The sequence below is a fragment of the Finegoldia magna ATCC 29328 genome (assembly GCF_000010185.1).
GTDB lineage: Bacteria > Bacillota > Clostridia > Tissierellales > Peptoniphilaceae > Finegoldia > Finegoldia magna_H.
In genome coordinates this window covers 1,291,672-1,309,792 of the sequence record NC_010376.1, presented here as the reverse complement: position 1 = coordinate 1,309,792, position 18,121 = coordinate 1,291,672, and the positions used below count along the sequence as shown (strand labels likewise).

The 18,121-nt window shown below is 29.8% G+C and carries 18 protein-coding genes; 17 read left to right on the top strand and 1 reads right to left on the bottom strand.

From position 1 onward, the window contains the following. Window positions 1-143 precede the first annotated feature (143 nt). The 17 genes from FMG_RS06330 to FMG_RS06255 all read left to right on the top strand — a co-directional run bounded on the left by FMG_RS06330 (window position 144) and on the right by FMG_RS06255 (window position 17,347). Window positions 144-788, top strand: a complete 645-nt coding sequence (locus FMG_RS06330; protein ID WP_012290893.1) for a hypothetical protein — start codon at window positions 144-146, stop codon at window positions 786-788. A gap of 136 nt (window positions 789-924) precedes the next feature. Next, complete coding sequence (locus FMG_RS06325) at window positions 925-1,680, top strand: acyl-CoA dehydratase activase (protein ID WP_041250607.1); 756 nt, start codon at window positions 925-927, stop codon at window positions 1,678-1,680. Further along, window positions 1,680-2,474 (top strand): 2-hydroxyacyl-CoA dehydratase family protein, encoded by a 795-nt coding sequence (locus FMG_RS06320; protein ID WP_012290891.1) that lies wholly within the window; start codon window positions 1,680-1,682, stop codon window positions 2,472-2,474. Before FMG_RS06325 ends, FMG_RS06320 begins: the two co-directional genes overlap by 1 nt. 11 nt (window positions 2,475-2,485) lie before the next feature. After that, window positions 2,486-3,769, top strand: coding sequence for a double-cubane-cluster-containing anaerobic reductase (locus FMG_RS06315; protein ID WP_012290890.1), 1,284 nt, complete (start codon window positions 2,486-2,488; stop codon window positions 3,767-3,769). Continuing rightward, on the top strand, window positions 3,759-4,022 hold the full coding sequence (locus tag FMG_RS06310) for a DUF3343 domain-containing protein (protein ID WP_012290889.1): 264 nt from the start codon (window positions 3,759-3,761) through the stop codon (window positions 4,020-4,022). Before FMG_RS06315 ends, FMG_RS06310 begins: the two co-directional genes overlap by 11 nt. A gap of 98 nt (window positions 4,023-4,120) precedes the next feature. After that, a complete protein-coding gene (locus tag FMG_RS06305) occupies window positions 4,121-5,488 on the top strand; it encodes a GTP pyrophosphokinase (protein WP_041250606.1) in 1,368 nt (455 codons plus the stop codon). Continuing rightward, the gene (gene acpS / locus FMG_RS06300) at window positions 5,478-5,831 is read left to right on the top strand and encodes a holo-ACP synthase (RefSeq protein WP_002842400.1); all 354 of its coding nucleotides are present in this window, start codon (window positions 5,478-5,480) and stop codon (window positions 5,829-5,831) included. Before FMG_RS06305 ends, acpS begins: the two co-directional genes overlap by 11 nt. Before the next feature lies 1 nt (window position 5,832). Further along, complete coding sequence (locus tag FMG_RS06295) at window positions 5,833-6,672, top strand: NAD(P)H-hydrate dehydratase (RefSeq protein ID WP_012290887.1); 840 nt, start codon at window positions 5,833-5,835, stop codon at window positions 6,670-6,672. Then, window positions 6,672-7,847, top strand: coding sequence for an alanine racemase (gene alr, locus FMG_RS06290; RefSeq protein WP_012290886.1), 1,176 nt, complete (start codon window positions 6,672-6,674; stop codon window positions 7,845-7,847). Before FMG_RS06295 ends, alr begins: the two co-directional genes overlap by 1 nt. 109 nt (window positions 7,848-7,956) lie before the next feature. Beyond that, window positions 7,957-8,298 carry a type II toxin-antitoxin system PemK/MazF family toxin gene (locus FMG_RS06285; protein WP_002835111.1) on the top strand — a complete coding sequence of 114 codons (342 nt, stop codon included), beginning with the start codon at window positions 7,957-7,959 and terminating at the stop codon, window positions 8,296-8,298. 71 nt (window positions 8,299-8,369) lie between these two features. Then, complete coding sequence (locus tag FMG_RS06280; RefSeq protein WP_012290885.1) at window positions 8,370-9,455, top strand: hypothetical protein; 1,086 nt, start codon at window positions 8,370-8,372, stop codon at window positions 9,453-9,455. Between the two features lie 653 nt (window positions 9,456-10,108). After that, window positions 10,109-10,531 (top strand): hypothetical protein, encoded by a 423-nt coding sequence (locus FMG_RS09855; protein ID WP_231840046.1) that lies wholly within the window; start codon window positions 10,109-10,111, stop codon window positions 10,529-10,531. An 80-nt stretch (window positions 10,532-10,611) separates the two neighbouring features. Continuing rightward, the gene (locus tag FMG_RS09910) at window positions 10,612-10,746 is read left to right on the top strand and encodes a hypothetical protein (RefSeq protein ID WP_262348795.1); all 135 of its coding nucleotides are present in this window, start codon (window positions 10,612-10,614) and stop codon (window positions 10,744-10,746) included. A 14-nt stretch (window positions 10,747-10,760) separates the two neighbouring features. Further along, window positions 10,761-12,236, top strand: coding sequence for a S41 family peptidase (locus FMG_RS06270; protein ID WP_227930508.1), 1,476 nt, complete (start codon window positions 10,761-10,763; stop codon window positions 12,234-12,236). 28 nt (window positions 12,237-12,264) lie between these two features. Next, the gene (locus tag FMG_RS06265; protein ID WP_012290882.1) at window positions 12,265-13,791 is read left to right on the top strand and encodes a S41 family peptidase; all 1,527 of its coding nucleotides are present in this window, start codon (window positions 12,265-12,267) and stop codon (window positions 13,789-13,791) included. Window positions 13,792-14,074: 283 nt separating this feature from the next. Beyond that, complete coding sequence (locus FMG_RS06260) at window positions 14,075-16,498, top strand: ABC transporter permease (RefSeq protein WP_012290881.1); 2,424 nt, start codon at window positions 14,075-14,077, stop codon at window positions 16,496-16,498. Beyond that, the gene (locus FMG_RS06255) at window positions 16,499-17,347 is read left to right on the top strand and encodes an ATP-binding cassette domain-containing protein (protein WP_012290880.1); all 849 of its coding nucleotides are present in this window, start codon (window positions 16,499-16,501) and stop codon (window positions 17,345-17,347) included. A gap of 141 nt (window positions 17,348-17,488) precedes the next feature. On the opposite strand, the gene FMG_RS06250 is transcribed toward FMG_RS06255, so the two are convergent. After that, on the bottom strand, window positions 17,489-18,022 hold the full coding sequence (locus FMG_RS06250; protein ID WP_050716640.1) for a 5-formyltetrahydrofolate cyclo-ligase: 534 nt from the start codon (window positions 18,020-18,022) through the stop codon (window positions 17,489-17,491). Between the last annotated feature and the right edge of the window lie 99 nt (window positions 18,023-18,121).

The window sequence follows — 18,121 nt, the reverse complement described above, 5'->3', positions numbered from 1 at the left end:
TTAAAGAAATTACATAGAATTATGAAATTAATTGTTATAAAATCAAATAATTTAGCTAATAAAAAGAAGAAAAATAAAATAAGGAGGTTATAAATATAAGTAAAACGTCTTCTTTTTAAAAATAAAATTAAAGGAGTAAAAATATGAAGAAATTTAGCAAAAAAATATTAATGCTTTTAATGGCAATCGTAGTTTTAGTAACACCTACTTTTACAGTCGCAGTAAGACAAGAAGTACACAACGATAGAAACTATAATTGGTACATAGATCAAGGAAATACTGGCTGGGCTAGCAACTCAAATTGTGGTCCATCTTCAAGTGTAATGGTAGAAAAATGGTTCAACAGAAATACAGATGCAAGTGCTGAAGATGCAAGAGATCGTTATCCTATGCAAGGTGGATGGTGGTCAACAAACACAGTATCAAGATATTTAAATGATCAAAGAATTCCAAATCGTACAATTGCTTACAATGGAGAAGATACGTTGACAGATATTTTGGATAACGGAAATATAGCAATTGTATGCGTAAATACTGGATTTATTTCTTTTAATAACAACAATAACTCAAACATCGGTAGATTTTATAATTACCAAGGAGGACATTTCTTAGTTGTCAAAGGATACACTCATATCAATAATAGATTGTATTTTGAAGTTTACGATCCAAACAATTGGGGAGAAATGTACTTTAATGGACAACCAAAAGGAAAAGACAGATTATACGCTGCAAATGAATTATCACAATCAATTTTTAGATGGTGGGGAAATATTATAGTTATAGGATAGCAAGTCAAGCCTTGAAATTAATTTTCAGGGCTTTTTTATTTATAAAAATTTCCTATAAATAACCAGTTATTTATTGAATGATTCTATAAATCATAAAAAGGTTTTATTTGATGTTATAATGAAATTGGTGATAAATATGTATTATGTAGGAATTGATATCGGATCAACTGCTTCAAAGGTAGTTGTGTTGGATGATTCAAAAAAAGAAATTGTATTCAAGAAAGTTATGCCAACAGGATGGAGTTCTGTTGAAACAAGCAAAACTATAAAAGAATGGCTTGAATCAAATGGGGTTAACGAAGATAATAGCAAAGTTGTCGCTACGGGATACGGAAGAGTTTCTGTTCCATTTGCGGACAAAGTTGTTACAGAAATAACATGCCACGCAAAAGGTGCAAGTTTTTTCAACGACACTGACATGACTATTATCGATATTGGGGGACAAGACACAAAAGCGATAAGCTATAAAAATGGTATGGTGGAAGATTTCATAATGAATGATAAATGTTCTGCTGGTACTGGAAAATTTTTGGAAGTAATGGCAAATCGTCTTGGAGTTGGACTTGACGAAATGTTTGCATTGGCAAGAACTGGAAAAGATGTCAAGATTTCTTCAATGTGTACGGTTTTTGCTGAAACAGAAATCATTTCTCTAATTGGAAAAGGAACTCCAAAAGAAGATATAGCTTGCGGTGTAATTAATTCTATTATTAACAAAGTGAAGACTTTGGTTCACAGACTTCCTGCTACGGATTATTATTTCTTAACTGGAGGTTTTTCAGGAAATGATTATATGACAGAACACTTGTCACAACTTCTATCAGCAACCGTAGAAACAAACGAGAATGCAAGATTTGCAGGGGCAATAGGAGCAGCAGTCTTGGCAAGATAATGGATTATTTAGATATTAGAAAAAACGCATATATCGATGCACTCACTTTGAGAGAATCAACAACTGTTGTTTCATTGTGGGGAAGAGTTCCATGGGAAATCGTTGAGAGTTTTGGAGTCACAACGGTGTATTCTTATGGAATAGATAGGGAAGTCACAGAAGATTATATGGATAATAACTACTGTGATATGTTGAATTCTTCTTTTGCTTATTTGGAACTCGGAAGATGTCCTTTTATGTTTAGTTCATCGTTTTTTATAGTAGATGATAGTTGCAAAATTCGTTACGAAACTTTGAAAAAGAAAACTGACAAGGATGTTTTCGTGTACAAATACAAAGATTACAAGTCTTTGATTGCGTATTTGGAAGAAAAATTAGACAAAAAATTTGACGAGGAAAAATTTGACGAATTAATCGAAAAATCAAGAGAAATTTCATCTCTAATATTTAATCTCAGAAAATGCGATGTAGATGAGAGAAGAATTTACGAGGTGGAATATTTCTCCAAATTTATCTTCGATATTGACAAAAGAATAGAATTCATCAAACGACATATAGATGATTCATTTAGGGAAAAATCATCTGTAAAACTTCAGGCAGCAGCTGGAGTGTACAAAAAATTTGATCAGTTAATCAAAGAAGGCTATTTTTGTGAAGGTGAATATCACGATATTTTTAGGAAAAAAGGTTTTGAATACATAGATGAAAAGTACAGGCAATTTGATTTCAAACCAGATTATGTGATATGTAACTGCAGCCAATTTGATTATGATGATAATGTAATTACTTACTAGGGGGTATTTAAATGGCAGATTACAGAAAAATGTGGGAAGATTTAGGAATGGATGTCGATCAACACGACGTTTTATGTGAAGTTTTACCACAAGCATTTGGTGATGTATATTTATCACAAGAAAACAGACCAGAAAAAATGGATTATTTCAATATGGTTGTTGCAGAAATCCACGGGATTAGACCAGCTGAATTAATCGAATTCCAAAAAAACGGCGGAAAAGTTGTAGGAACATTCTGTATTCACGTTCCTGATGAAGTAGTATTTGGTTGCGGAGCTATCAATACTGGTTTGTGTTCAGGATCACAATTTTGGGTACCAGGTGGAGAAAAATATCTTCCAACTGCAACATGTCCGCTAATCAAGGCATCTTTGGGAGCTAGATTTGAAAAAACTTGTCCATTCTTCAGACTTGCAGACTTATTCGTTGGAGAAACAACTTGCGATGGCAAGAAAAAAGCATGGGAAATCATGTCAAAAGATGCGCCAATGTATATCTTCGATTTACCACAAATGAAAAGAGACAAAGACGTTGAATTCTTCAAAGACGAAGTTTATAGATACATCGCAAGAATCGAAGAATTAACTGGCAACAAATTAACTCCAGAATCTCTTCACGATGCTATTGTATTAATCAATAAAAAAAGACGTGCAATGCAAAGATTATGGGAATTCCGTAAACTAGATAATGTTCCAATCAGTGGTAAAGACTGCTTATTGATTTCACAAATTGCATTCTACGATGACCCAACAAGATTTGCACAAAAAGTTAATGAATTGTGCGACGAATTGGATAAGAGAAAAGAACAAAACGTTAGCGTGTACAAAAAAGGCGCTACAAGATTAATGTTAACAGGAACTCCATTGTCCATTCCAAACTGGAAATTACACCACATCATCGAATCAAGTGGAGCAGCAGTTGTATGTGAAGAAATGTGTACAGGTTCAAGATATTTCGAATTAACAGTAGATGAATCTGGAAAGACTATGGACGAAATGGTTGATCACTTAACAGATAGATACATGAAAGGTATCAACTGTGCATGCTACACTCCAAACACTGAAAGAGTTGACGATATCATCAGACTTGCGAAAGAATACAACGTTGATGGTGTAATTGATGTTAACTTAAAATTCTGTAATATTTACGATACAGAAGGTCACATTGTAGAAAAAGAACTTAAAGATCACAACATTCCAGTATTGGGAATTGAAACTGATTATACAGACGAAGACAGCGAACAATTAAAGACAAGAATTGAAGCGTTCGTTGAAATGATTGAAAATGGCAGATAAAATGAACTACATCTTGTTCAAAGATGTGGCAAACGGACAAAAACTTTACGATTTAATCAAACAACATTCTATTAAAGCTACGATTGCGCCAACACCAAGAGTTTTGGATGTGTGTTGTGGTATTTCTATATTGTACGATAATTTGGAAGATAAACCCAAAATCGAAAAAATTATAGAAGAAAATAACATCGAAATCAAGGGCTTTCACGAAATAGAACGAGATATTAATCCCAACAGGATGAAGTTTCTATAAATTGTAAAATCAAAAGAGCACATGCAGTGCTCTTTTTTAATGCTTGTGAAAAGCTTAAATATGGTAAAATAATAGTAGCAATAAAAAGGAGAATAAAAATGAGAGCTGGAATTTTTCAATTTATGAATGATGCTGTTAAATTAATAAATAGTCGCAATAAATTTATAAACTTTGTTGCAGAAGAAGCAAAAGAGTTTTTCAGTAAAGTTTTTGAAACGAACGAAGATGTTATTAATATTAACGCACGTGTAAAAAAAGAAGACAGCATCAAAGAAAAAATACTAAAACAAAATTATTATATAAAATGTAAAGACGTAGAGGATGTGTTCAGTCTATTCCCAGATTTGATAGGAGTTAGAATAGAATGTCGTTTCAATGAAAACGAAAAAGATTTGTACGAATATTTAAAAAGACTTTTTTATTACAAAGACGAAAATGGCTATTATTACTCCAAGTATGATATGAGAATAAGGCTTAATTTGGATCAACCTCAGCCACAAAAACAAAAAAACGGGTTTGAAATTTATAAAATTGACGCAATTTTTGTGGAAAATGAAGAAATGAAAATAAATTTTGAAGTGCAAATAAAATCCATGGTCAATGTATTCTGGGGAGAGGTAGATCATTCGATTTTGTACAAAAATTCAAACTATGTAATGACAGAAGATTTGATACGTGATGTGATGTACTCAATCAAAAACAACCTTACAATTATCGACAAACAATTAAACAGCGTTTACAAAAAAATGATGACAGTGGAATCAAATGAAGATGATGCAACAAGACAACAATTTAAGAGCATCATAACAAAAATGATTCATGATGGTTACATGCTCAAACTAAAATACAATCTTGGATTTGTAATAGATATGAGAAATATTGCAAATGTGGTCAGCGATTATTTGTTTTCTGTGATGGATGTATTAGAGAAAAAACAATACGAAGAAAGGTTAATCGACATATTAAACAAAGTAAATGCAATAAGTAACAAGCCGATTAGTTTTGGTGAGTTGTATGATTTTTCAGATATGGAATTTGGAGATTACATTCACACATCATTTGCACAAGGACTCAATAGCAGATTGGACAAGGACTTCAACTGGAATTTCTGTCTGTCGATATTATTTGCCATTGATGACAGAGAAAACGACGAGATTTTCATGGATTTTGTGTATTATGTGATATATTCCATAAGAAGAATCATCGAAAAAGAAATCAGTAACTGCAATATCAACCAAACTTACCAAGATATTTTGACGGATAAATTAGTGAAAGAAAGTATAAAATATTTGTCAGAATCATATAATATTAATAACTTTTCACAAAATTCATTTGAAATAATTGGAGAAATAGTAGAAGATTTCGTAGAAGATGTGGAAAGCGTGGAAGATATCGAAAAGTTAGATTTCCTAGCTCTTAGAAACAAATTCTTGGAAAAATTTGAAGGAATTAAAAATGAAGATTAGATGTGGAACTGATATTCTAAGAGTTTCACGAATAAAAAACATAAAAAATCTGGATAAATTTATGAAAAAAGTCTTTACTGAACGAGAAATTTCGTACATTGAATCCAAAAATCGTAGTTTTGAGACTATTACAGGGATGTTTTGCATGAAAGAGGCAGTGTCAAAAGCTTTGAAGACTGGAATTGGTAAAATGAGTTTTATGGATGTAGAGTCTATACATGATGATGGATTAGTTGTAAAATTAAATACAGATAAATTTCCAAAAGTTTTAGATATTGATGCATCCATTTCTCATGATGGAGAATATGCAGTAGCAATGTGCGTGTTGATGTTGGAGGATTAGAATGGATTTTACAATAAAAAAAAGAGATCCCTTTTCCAATAAAGGAAACTACGGAAGAGTATGCATAGTTGGTGGTTCGAACGGAATGTGCGGCAGCGTCTACTTGGCAAGCATGGCAGCACTTAGATGCGGAAGTGGATTGGTGTACACAATTGTTCCTGAAATTATCTCGGAAATTATGCAAATTAAATCCGTTGAGAATATAATACTTCCACTTGAATGTGAGGATAAAAAATTGAGTGATAATTCTATTTCTCAAATTTTAGAATATATTTCCAATAAAAACTGCGTAGCAATTGGATGTGGAATGGGAAAAGATAAATTAAATTACGAGTTGATAAAATCTGTACTCAAAAACTTCCATAAACCAGTGTTGATAGATGCAGATGGATTGAATTCAATAAAAGATTTCAGTGAACTAGAATTTGATGATTATTCAGTTGCCATAACGCCACATCCACTGGAATTTAGTAGACTTTCGGGATTGGATGTAGAATATATCAATCAAAATCGTGAGAAAGTAGCTACGGATTTTTCAAAAAAACACAAATGTATAGTAGTTCTCAAAGGCCATCACACAATCGTCGCAAAAAATGACGAAATTTATGTAAACAATACAGGAAACGCTGGAATGGCAACAGCTGGAAGTGGGGATTGTTTGTCTGGAATTATTGCAAGTTTTATGCACAACAGAGATGTGTTCGAAGCTTGTAAATTGGGAGTGTACATTCACGGACTGGCTGGAGATTTTGCAAAACAAAAAATAGGAGAGGACAGCATTATTGCATCGGATATAATTAGAAATTTACCGGAAGCGATTAATGCTTGTAAGGAGAAATAATGTTTAAATATCAAAGTTATTTGAAGGTTGATTTAGATAAATTAAAACACAATTACAAAGAAATCAAAAACATAAGCAATTTAGTCAAAATGTGTGCCGTTGTAAAGGCCAATGCTTATGGGCAAGGCGCAGCATTTATTACAAAAGAATTGGAATATTTGGGAATAGATTACTTTGCAGTGTCCAATATAAATGAAGCCTTGGAACTTCGCAAAAATGGAATATTCAAACCAATCATGATTTTAGGCTACATTTCCAATGAAAACATTGAAGTCGCAATCAAAAACAACATCGAATTAACAGTTTACGATTACGATACTGCAGTTGAAATCAATAACGTTGCAAAAAGTTTGAACAAAATATGCAAAGTTCACATCAAAATTGACACAGGAATGACAAGATTAGGGTTCCAAGTTCGACTTGACCGCGATAAATGCTTGGAAGAAATATTCAAAATTTATAAAATGGATAATGTAGTGTTGCAAGGAATTTACAGTCATTTTTCAGATGCTGATAGCGAAGATTATTCTTATACCAAAGAACAATACAATACATACATTGGTTTTATGATTGATGTGGAAAACAGAGGAATAACTGTTCCAATAAAACACATAGCAAATGATGCAGGAGCGATAATTCACGGATATTTCTTGGATATGATAAGATGTGGAATAGGACTTTACGGCTATCACGCATCAGATTATGTAAGAGAAAATTCTAGGTTAAATCTGGAAGAAATATCTTCGCTTTACACAACAGTGTCAATGATTAAAACAGTTCCAAAAGGAACAGACATCGGATACGGAAGAACATTCACGACAAACTCTGAAACAGTAGTTGCAACAGCAACAATAGGTTATGCTGATGGTTATCCTTTGGAATTATCCAACAAAGCTTATGTGATTATCAACGGCAAAAAAGCAAAAATTTTGGGAAAAGTCTGCATGGACCAAATTATGATAGATGTAACATACATTAGAGATGTAAAAGTCGGCGACAAAGTTTTGTTGTTCGGAAAAGATGACATGGGAGAAATATCATTGTATAAGTTGGCAGAAATGGCAAACACAAATGTCTATGAGCTTTTGTGTAGAGTTACAATGAGAATTCCTAGAATTTATAATAGAAATGGAAAAGTCGTAGAAGTGTGCGACTATTTACAAAAAATTAACTAATCTTAGCCCAGCTTTTAAGTTGGGCAAGTTTTTTGTATTGATTTCTTGAAGTGTTTTGGATATAATAAAAACAGTTCTTAAAATAGCGAAGAGTTTATAGGGTGAGTTTATGAAAGTAAAAAGAGGAGACATATTTTACGCAGACTTAAGCCCTGTTGTTGGATCTGAGCAGGGTGGTGTAAGACCTGTCGTTGTTGTTCAAAATGATGTGGGAAACAAATACAGTCCAACCGTAGTCATAGCAGCTATTACTTCACAAATAAATAAAGCGAAATTACCAACACATGTTGCAATAGAACGATCCAAGTACGGTTTACCGAAAAATTCAGTTATTTTAGCTGAACAAATAAGAACTATTGATAAAAAAAGGCTTCGTGAAAAAGTAGGTAGCTTTGATGATAGAGTTCTGATAAAGTTGGATGAAGCTTTAAAAATATCTGTGGGTATATAATCTAAACTACATATTTTATAAAAAAGTTATCAAATTTGATTTGGTAGCTTTTTTTGTATATAATTTAAGCTATGGAAAATTACGATATTTTTAGATTAAACAACTTTTTAATATACAAAAAAACAGGAACAGATGGGCTAAGCATCTACGATTGGAACAAAAAGAAGTTCGCATTCAAAAACGAAAATAGCGAACAAGAACTTCTTAAAATTAACGACATATACATCAACGACAGAAACAGTGACATCGAACTAATCGACCTAGTAGAACGTGAACAAGAAAATTCATTTTCTTCAGTTGTGAATTACTACAGCGATATGAGCGAAGTACAACTTCACAAAAAGACGATACTATATCTAATTAAAGACAAAGATTTTGATATGTTACAAGATTTGTTCGACAAAATAGAAAATGATAAATCATATTCTTATCTATTCGTATACGCAATCAAAAAACTCATACAATATGGAAATAGTCCATCATTATTAAAAGGAAAAATCCAATTAACAGAAGAAAACCAAGAAATAGTCACAACACTATCCATAAGTATGATATCAGATGAATTGTTAAAATATTTTGATTATTTCAAAAAGTTCTTCATATTCACACCCAATTACGTGTTCACAATAGATGTCAGAACGTATATACTTATGAATTACATGACGAAATTCATAGCAAAATGGAGAGAGTTTCTATACAAATACTCAAAAGTAGACGACAAAGAATCCACATTCAAATTAATCAACGATTATGTAATCATGCTTTCACAAAGCTTGGACAATGACAATTACTCAATCGAAATGGAAAAAGAAATAATATCTGAAACCAAGAAATATTTGAACGAAGAAGATTATACAAATGTGTTCAAAAACTTGTCATCAATACACGATTCGTATTATTTTATACTATTCGTAGAAGAACTTATCAAACAAGACAAAGACAAAACATTTGAAAAAGTTTGGGAAATTTATCGAAAGAGATTAAAAAGCACATACAAAGACAAAAAATACATGAATATTGTCATGGAAATCAAATCATTTGAAATTGGAAATGATGATTTGTACCAATATTTGAAGAAAAACATAGAGAAAACATTCAAAAAAAGAACAAAGCTATTAGAAATACTAAAATTCGTGGATAAATTGGATTTTAAATAAATATATTAGAGCAATCTTACAGGGACATTAAAAAATAATGTCCCTGTTTTTTTAGTTCATATTATAATTTCAAAAAAGAATATATTACTATATCACATATTGAAATTTTAAATAAATGAAATAACTTAGCAAACGTAGAAAATATCCATATTAGATGATATAAATTGATAATATATCATTAATACACAAGGATATAGATTAAATAGCACACATTTATTAGGAAATTAAATAAGTAAATTCTTGACAATAAAATCTATTAAAGGTAATATTAATTAATAGCAAGACTTTATTTAAATATTATGAAAACGTTACGCGGCTTAATTCTATACATAAAAAAAATATCATTTTAATTAATATCGACAAATTAGAAGTCAAATATCAAATAAATGACAAATCTTATTTTATGAATAAAGCTAAGATTTTAGATAGAATTAATAATCAGAATTCTGTTAGCATTAAACCACTAGATATAATAAATCAAACAGAAAAAACTTTTATTCTGAAATAAAAAACAAAGATTTAATATCTTTGATTTTTCGAAAGAGATAAATAAAAAATTATATGAAAGTAAGTCTTCTACAATAGTTGTGGATTTAAGATTCAATGGGGGAGGTAGTACTTACATTTACCCATATATTTTAAAAGAAATGTCATTGTATCAGATAAAAAATCCAAAGACAAAAATTAAAGTATTGATAAGTAATAATTCATATTCTGCAACAGCACCCGCAACTATGCAAACGATGAGAAAAATGGATAATGTTGAAGTAATAGGATCTGATTCGGGATTTACTATTAAAAATACAACGGGTTCTGATAGTATGTTTTATATCAAAAGTCTAAAACTTTATTGTAATTATGGGATAAGAATATTTAAACAAAATTATCAAAAGGAAGATGTATTTAAACACAATTATAAAAACTATGATTATGAAGGTGATATGCTTTCACCAGACTTTCACGCAGAACAATCATTTGCAGATTACATGATAGGAAATGATCCTGCGATGAATTATGCATTGAGAGATGAAGGAGATAGTTCTTTATTTAATAAAATCAAGTCTATTTTTAATTAATAAGACAAAGCAGGTAGTTGGAGAATAATATTGTCTAAAAATAAATCTGCCGAAATGGAATAAAATTCAGGGAGGAAATTATGAAAATTTTAATGGACGATAGAAATCATGGAGCAGGAAAAAGTGGAAGTAGAGTTTGTAGCATTAACAAAGTTTCTTGTTGGAATTACAAGTGTGACTGTCATGGAACTTTAGTATGTGTTCAAGAATTATAATAAAGGTGATGGATATGTTTCAAAGACAAACGTTAAGTAAAAAAATAAAATTAGTAGTGATTATGATTTTTTTTATAACCACTACTAGTTTTGTTAGCCAGGATGAAATAATAACAACTAGTCAACAAGACTTAATTGATTTAAATAACACTAATAATATTGAAGAATATGATTCTAGTGTAATTAAAGGTAATAATCCAATTAGTTCAGAAAAATATAAGAATCAGGTAAGAAATATAAGAGATTTCATGAATGATAATCATGTTTATTATGAAGCACAGAACATTGATGAAATTACAAATTCTTATAATAAACTATTAAATGATTCAGAAAATAAAACTGCTCTTGATCTAAGTCTTGATTTAATGAAGGTAATCTCAAAATATAAACAAGGACATGTTTCTTTAAATACAGTATATACTGCACGACCATCAGTTTTTATTCAAAAAAGTAATGGGAAATATTACATAATTGGTACTACAGATCAATATAAGAAGTTAATAGGATCAGAAGTCATAAGTATAAATAATATTAAAATTAAAGATGTTTTAAATAGATTAGAAGATTATGCTATTGGGGAAAATGAAAGTTTTAGAAATCTTACTAAAAATTCACTCTTGAATAATCATGAAATATTAAAAAAAGAAAATGTGATGACAGAAAAAAAGAATATTTACGAATTAAAAACTGGAGATAAAATAATAAAATTAGATATACCATTTGAGGAATCAAAAGATTTTATAGTTAGTAAATTAAAGATTAATGGAATAAAAACTAACCTAATAAGTTTTAATACGAAAACTGACAAAAATGAAAAATATAATATTATCAAACCGCTAACATTAACAGTAGATAAAAATAAGTTACATTATATTGAAACAAAAGAAGACAATTTAATTCTTAGATATAATTCCTGTACTGAAAATGATAATTATAAGATTGAAAAATTCACCAAGGATGTCTGCGACAAATTAGATAGTAACAAATTTTCAAATATAATCATTGATTTAAGATATAACTCTGGAGGAAACTCATCATATATATTCAATATTTTTAGTAAGATGATGGCGTATCAGGGTTCAAATCCTAAAACCAAAATAAAAGTTCTTGTAAGCGATGGAACTTACTCTGCTGCAGGAGATTGCGCTTTGTTATTTTTGAAGAACTTTCATAATGTCGAAGTCATAGGAAAAGATAGCGGATTTCCAGTATTAACGAGTGCAGGAAATGTGGAATATGCATATACGAGAGATACTTATATTGGGATAAATTACTGTACAACTGTTTTTAGACAACACTATGAAAATGTCGATTCGTATTTATTTAATTATATGAACTTTGATTTTGACAGGAATACAATGACACCAGACTTCCACGCAGAAAAGTCTTTTGCAGATTACATGATAGGAAATGACCCTGCAATGAATTATGCATTGAGAGATGAAGGAGACAATTTCTTGATCAACAAAATAAAAAATTTGAAAAGATAATACCAGGAAACATTGTAAGGAGTATTTTATGAAAATCATTACAGAAAAGGGATACAAATCAAAAATGATAAATAAGATCAAAAAAATGAGCGCTGCTATAATCATAGTTATAGCAGTAGCTTTTTCTAATATTTCATATTCTGAAAATGAACTTGATAATATAGAAGTATTAACATTATCTGTAAATAGCATGTACAACAAGGGAAACTTAGATACAAGCAAGGAAAAACACAAAAAACTTGGAGAGATTGAATTAAATAGAATTTTATCAAAAGAAGATTACATAAAAGATGTTAATAATTTTAAAAGCTTTTATATTCATGAACAAGGCTATCTTGGAGGATACACAAAAGAACAACTAGATTCGGATATTGATAAATTACTACAAAATCCAACAGGAAATACAGTTGGAGATTTGAATTTACAGCTTAGTAAAATAATATCTAACATGAACGATAGACACACAACTGCTATGTGGCATTTGGGGACAGAGCAATTCCCGTTCATAATAAAAATAATTGGCGACGAATTCTACATCATAAATACAACGGAAAAATGCAAGGACTTATTGTATTCTAAAATCGTAAGCATTGAAGGTGTAAAATCATCTGAAATATTGAAAATAGTGTGCAAATACATTTCTGCAGAGAATGAAATTGGAAAGAAAAATATTTTACATTATGGTTACATGTTATACACAGATTTACTTAAAAAAGAAAATATAATAAAAGGAGATAAAGTACATTTACAAATTTTGCAAAATGGAAAAATCGTTGATAAAATTGTAGACACCATTAAAACTGAGAGTATTGGAATATACAAAAATTATTACGATGATGAAAGCTACAATCAAATAATGTATGATACTAGTGAATTAAAATGGGATGCATATACAAATTGGGGAAAAGAACAATTCACAGAAAATAAACCATTTTACTTCTATAAATCAAACAGAAATTTAGTAATTAAATATAATGATTCTTACGATATCAATAAAGATAACGTATTAAAAGATATGATAACTAAAATGCAAAATGAAATACAAGCAAAAGATATTGACAACATCATATTAGACATCAGATATAATGGTGGTGGCATGTTTACAAACGCAAAAGAATTAGAGTTTGCGATAATGCAATATCAATTATTAAATCCAAAAATCAATATTAAAGTGTTAACTGGTGAAGATACTTTTTCAGCTGGGATAAGAATGTTGGATAGTGTAAAAAGGAACTTAGAAAATGTACAGATGATTGGAACAAATACTGCGGGAGCTTCAAATCATAATATGTCTGGAGGAAATATTGTATATCTCGGGAAAAGCAAACTATTCATACACACATCAGGAGAAATGAGAAGATATGATTATACTTACAAAGATGTTATACACTCTTCGAATTTAAATAAAGGTGATGGATCAACGTGGTATCCTGATATGTTTATCGAAAACCAAATCGAAGATTACGCAGTTGGCAATGACAAGGTTATGAATTATGTGCTGAGAGATGAAGGAAACAATTCTTTGTTTGATAGAATAAAGGGAATATTTAATTAGATATTTCTAGGAAATATGAGAAGCTTCAAGACCACATGAATTGAAATTCATTTTGTGGTCTTTTTGCTTGTTGATAATTATTTTTTATTACTTTATTTCCTGTTGATTCAAATTTAATGATATTTTTATACTACATATTATTGTAATATTTATTAAAAAATATGTTAAAATATAAATAAGAGTTAATGTGGTAAAAAGCTAAAATGTAAAAAATAGAAAGAAAGCAATCACCGTAAAACGCTTATAATTACTTTTAGTAAAATACCAATAACAGGAGGAAACTATGCTAAAATATTTACATAAAAAACTAATCAGAAACAAAACATATTTTTTCGTGATTTTATTATCGTTAATAATGTGCTTTGCGACTCTTTTCATACAAATGCAAAAGTCAACATATTATGAGCTAGATAGAATAAAAGAAATGGAATCCAGCACTGATAGTTTGATTGCTTATTTTTTGAAAAACAAAAGAAGTGGCAATAAGATAAATCCAAAGTTAAGCGTCGAAGAAAACGAAAAAATATATGACACAGAATTGAAATATTATGGAAAGTTATCGGATAATTTGTACGAGATAGATAATTTTATGTCGACGAATACGAACAAATCATCGTTTGGAGAATACAGTAGAAAATACGATGCCAAAGCAATCTATACTCACGAGCAAAACGTTTTAGAACTTTTGGATAAATTGGATTCACACCCAGAATCCAAAAAGATAAAAGTAGATAAGGATTACATTAACTTTATTAAACATAGAAATTCTGATAATTCGACAAAAACAAATGGAGTTATAAATGAGTATAAACAGTTAAATTTTGCTGCTATTATTTCGAAACAGTCATCTATTTTATTTGGTGCAGTTCCAGCGATATTTTTAGCTATATTTCTAATCATATCCTTGGAAAATGATGATGTGTTGAAGAAGTTACCATTTAAAAACATCTTAATTACAAAGAATAGATTTTTTATGAGTTTATTAATTTACATTATGTATATTGTGTCAGTTTTATTATTCTTGTTGTTAATTAGCACTGTATTTCTGGATGGATTCGGTAAATTTGATTATTATCACATATCTGTACTTGAAAGATACAAATTCTTAACTGAAAAACAGAACTTAGGATTTGTAAAGTTAGAGTATTTGAAACCTTACGAAATCTTGTTGCGAGCGATTGTAACTTTGGTTTTATCTTCTACTTTTGTATTTGGAATATTATCATTTGTCAAGAAAATTTTCACATCAAAAACAATGGAAATGATCTGTTCTATTATTGTTATTGGTGGTTTTGTTGGTGATTTGTTATTGTTCAATCACAGATTCAATCCACTATTCATAACTAAATATTTTTCTTGGATGCAAATGGTATGCTTGTTGTTGATAGATATAATTCTTTTAGTTTGCTGTTTCAGTGTCAAAGATAGAGCGAAAAAAGAAAAAGTATCCTACAGAAAAGTTGACACGACTAGTGTGAAGGGTTTGGTGTTAACTAATATAATTTCCAAGCAAATGGTTGTGTTTATTTTAATAACAGTTGGTTTGTTTTCGTTATTTACAGCTTTTAAAACCGAAAAATACAATAAATTACGTGAAGAAGGAGAGCAAGTTTACAAAAATTACTTAGCTTTTGGTCAGTCTTATAAGACGAAGATTTTAAATGATCCTTATTTGACAGAGACGGAAATTAATCAAAATCTTGAAAATTTCGAAAAAGAATTTGAAGGCGGAATTAAAGAATACAGAGTATATATTAATAGAGAAAAATATCCAGATAAATTCTACAAATTTTATCAAGACAAATTCACATCTGGAGATTTGAGGTTTGATCAAAGTAGTGGATATATGGATAAGAGCGATTCTTTGAGCATGTACACGAAACGATATATGTACGATAAAATTGATTTACTTAATAAGATGAAGGTTACACCTTCAAATAGAATATATGATGGAATATATAATGTTGACTATAATCCTGAAGATGGAGTTAAGTATTTGAAGATAAAAGACAGGATATTTTCCTATTTGTTTAATGGAAGTAGTGAGGGTATTACAGGAATAAATCTGTTATATGATTTGTTCTACACAAAATTCAATATTATTGTTACATTATTGTCTGCTTGTGCATTTGGAAGTTTGCTATCTAGAAATAAGAAGATTATAGAAATACAAAAACTAACACCGATTAACAAAAATTCTATTTACAGAAGAAATGTATTATCAAGTATTTTCAGCACAATAATAGGATTCTTGATTGTTTTGGCAATTGTATTTGCAATTGGAACAATAATTGGTGGAATTGGTAATTCACAACTTCCAACAATGAGAATATCAAACATAATGTTTAGTGCAGAAGTTATGAGATACAGGGAATTTATTATCAAAAGCACAATATTATCGATACTTGTGAGTGTTTGTTTTTCTATCTTCATAAACATGACTAAACTATTCATAGACAATAAAATTTCGAATTTGATAGTTGCGTTGATTGTGATTCTATCAATTGGATTACCGTACATTGTGAAATTCGTTCCTGCTTTTTTGCCATTCTCTTATATAGATAGTTCTGCTATGGCGAATGGATTTATGTCATTTCATCAACAAAATGGATATTTAAATTTTACGTTTGGAGTAATATCTATTATTTTATGGACTGTAGTATTGTATTTTATTAGCAAGAAGAAATTTGAAGAAAAGAGGAAATAAATGTTACAAGTTATTGATTTAGAAAAGAAATATGGAGATAAAACTATATTAGATAAAGTCAATTTTGGATTGGAAAAAGGACAAATTAAAGCCTTGGTTGGACCAAATGGATCGGGAAAAACGACACTAATGAATAGCATATCCAATTCCATAAAGATAGATGGTGGTAAAATAGTAATAGATAATGAGCAGTATGATGATGAAAAAATCTTCAATAAGTTAACTTTTTTCAGAGATGAAACTATCTTAGATTTTAATATGAAAGGTATAGATTACTTGGAATTAATCAAGAATGCATATAAAAAATCTACAGAAGATGTGAATAATATATGCAAAAAATATGAGATAGAGGGATTTGCACATAAAAGGGTTGGAGAGTATTCATTAGGAATGAAAAAAAAGTTAATGCTTGCAATGTCTTTCTTGCCGGGAAATGATTATGTTTTATTGGATGAACCTCTAAATGGTTTGGATCCAACAAGTGTTATAAAAACGAAGAATTTATTGAAAGAGATTGCCAAGCAAAATGTAGGAATTATTATATCGAGCCATGGGTTGAATGATTTGGATGATATAAGTCGTGATATTTTGTTCTTGAAGGATAAGAAAATCTTGGAAGAAAAACTAGAATCTGTAAAATATTTGAATCTCTCAACTTCTAATGATGAACTTGTCAGAAAAACTTTGATGAACAACGGATATGAATACGAAAATAAATTGATTATACTAAAAGATGAAAATATTAAATCAATATTGGAGATTTTATCGCAATTAGATGTAAATATTTATAGCATAGACAAGAAATCAAAATCTTCTCAAGAAAGATACATGGAATTGTTTAAAATATAATTTACACATGAAAGTTGAAGGATATTTTAAAGAAACTTATTTATAAGTTTGGTTGATTGGATGTTCTTGTCCACGATACTTATACGAATAAAGACCACATGAATTGAAATTCAATTTTGTGGTCTTTTTGCTTGTAGATAATTATTTTTGAATAATTAATTTGTCAACTGGTCTGTCAAACTCTTCTGGATTTAAATCATCAACTAATTGAAAATCGTACACTATGGATACTTTATACGAATCTTCGCCGATTTTGTCGATGAATCTGTCGTAAAATCCTCCACCGTAGCCGATTCTGTATTTGTTTTTGTCGAAGCATAATCCAGGTACTAGCATGAAATCAAATTTAACGTCTGATTCAACTGGATTTTTAGGTTCTAAGATTCCGTAAGCTCCAGGAGCCAAATCATCCATGCTTTTGATTTCTACGGCAATCATCTGTCCTTTTGATTTTACGTAAGGAACGTATACTTTTTTTCCTTGTTCCAACAAATCTTTGATGAGTTTGTGAGTATTAAACTCAGAGCCAAAGCTCACATACACAAAAAAATTTTTGGAATTTTTGAATTCTTCTAAGTTTTCCAATTCTTTTAAGAGTTCATCGTCGACTTTTTGTTTGTCGGAGATGGAGTCTCTTTGTTGTAACATTTGTTTTCTAATTTCTTTTTTATTCATTTTCATCACCTAAAAATATATATACCCTAAAAAGATTTAAATATCCAGTTGTTTAAAAATTTAAAAATACTGTGATATAATAAGGGTTGCGAGGTGAAA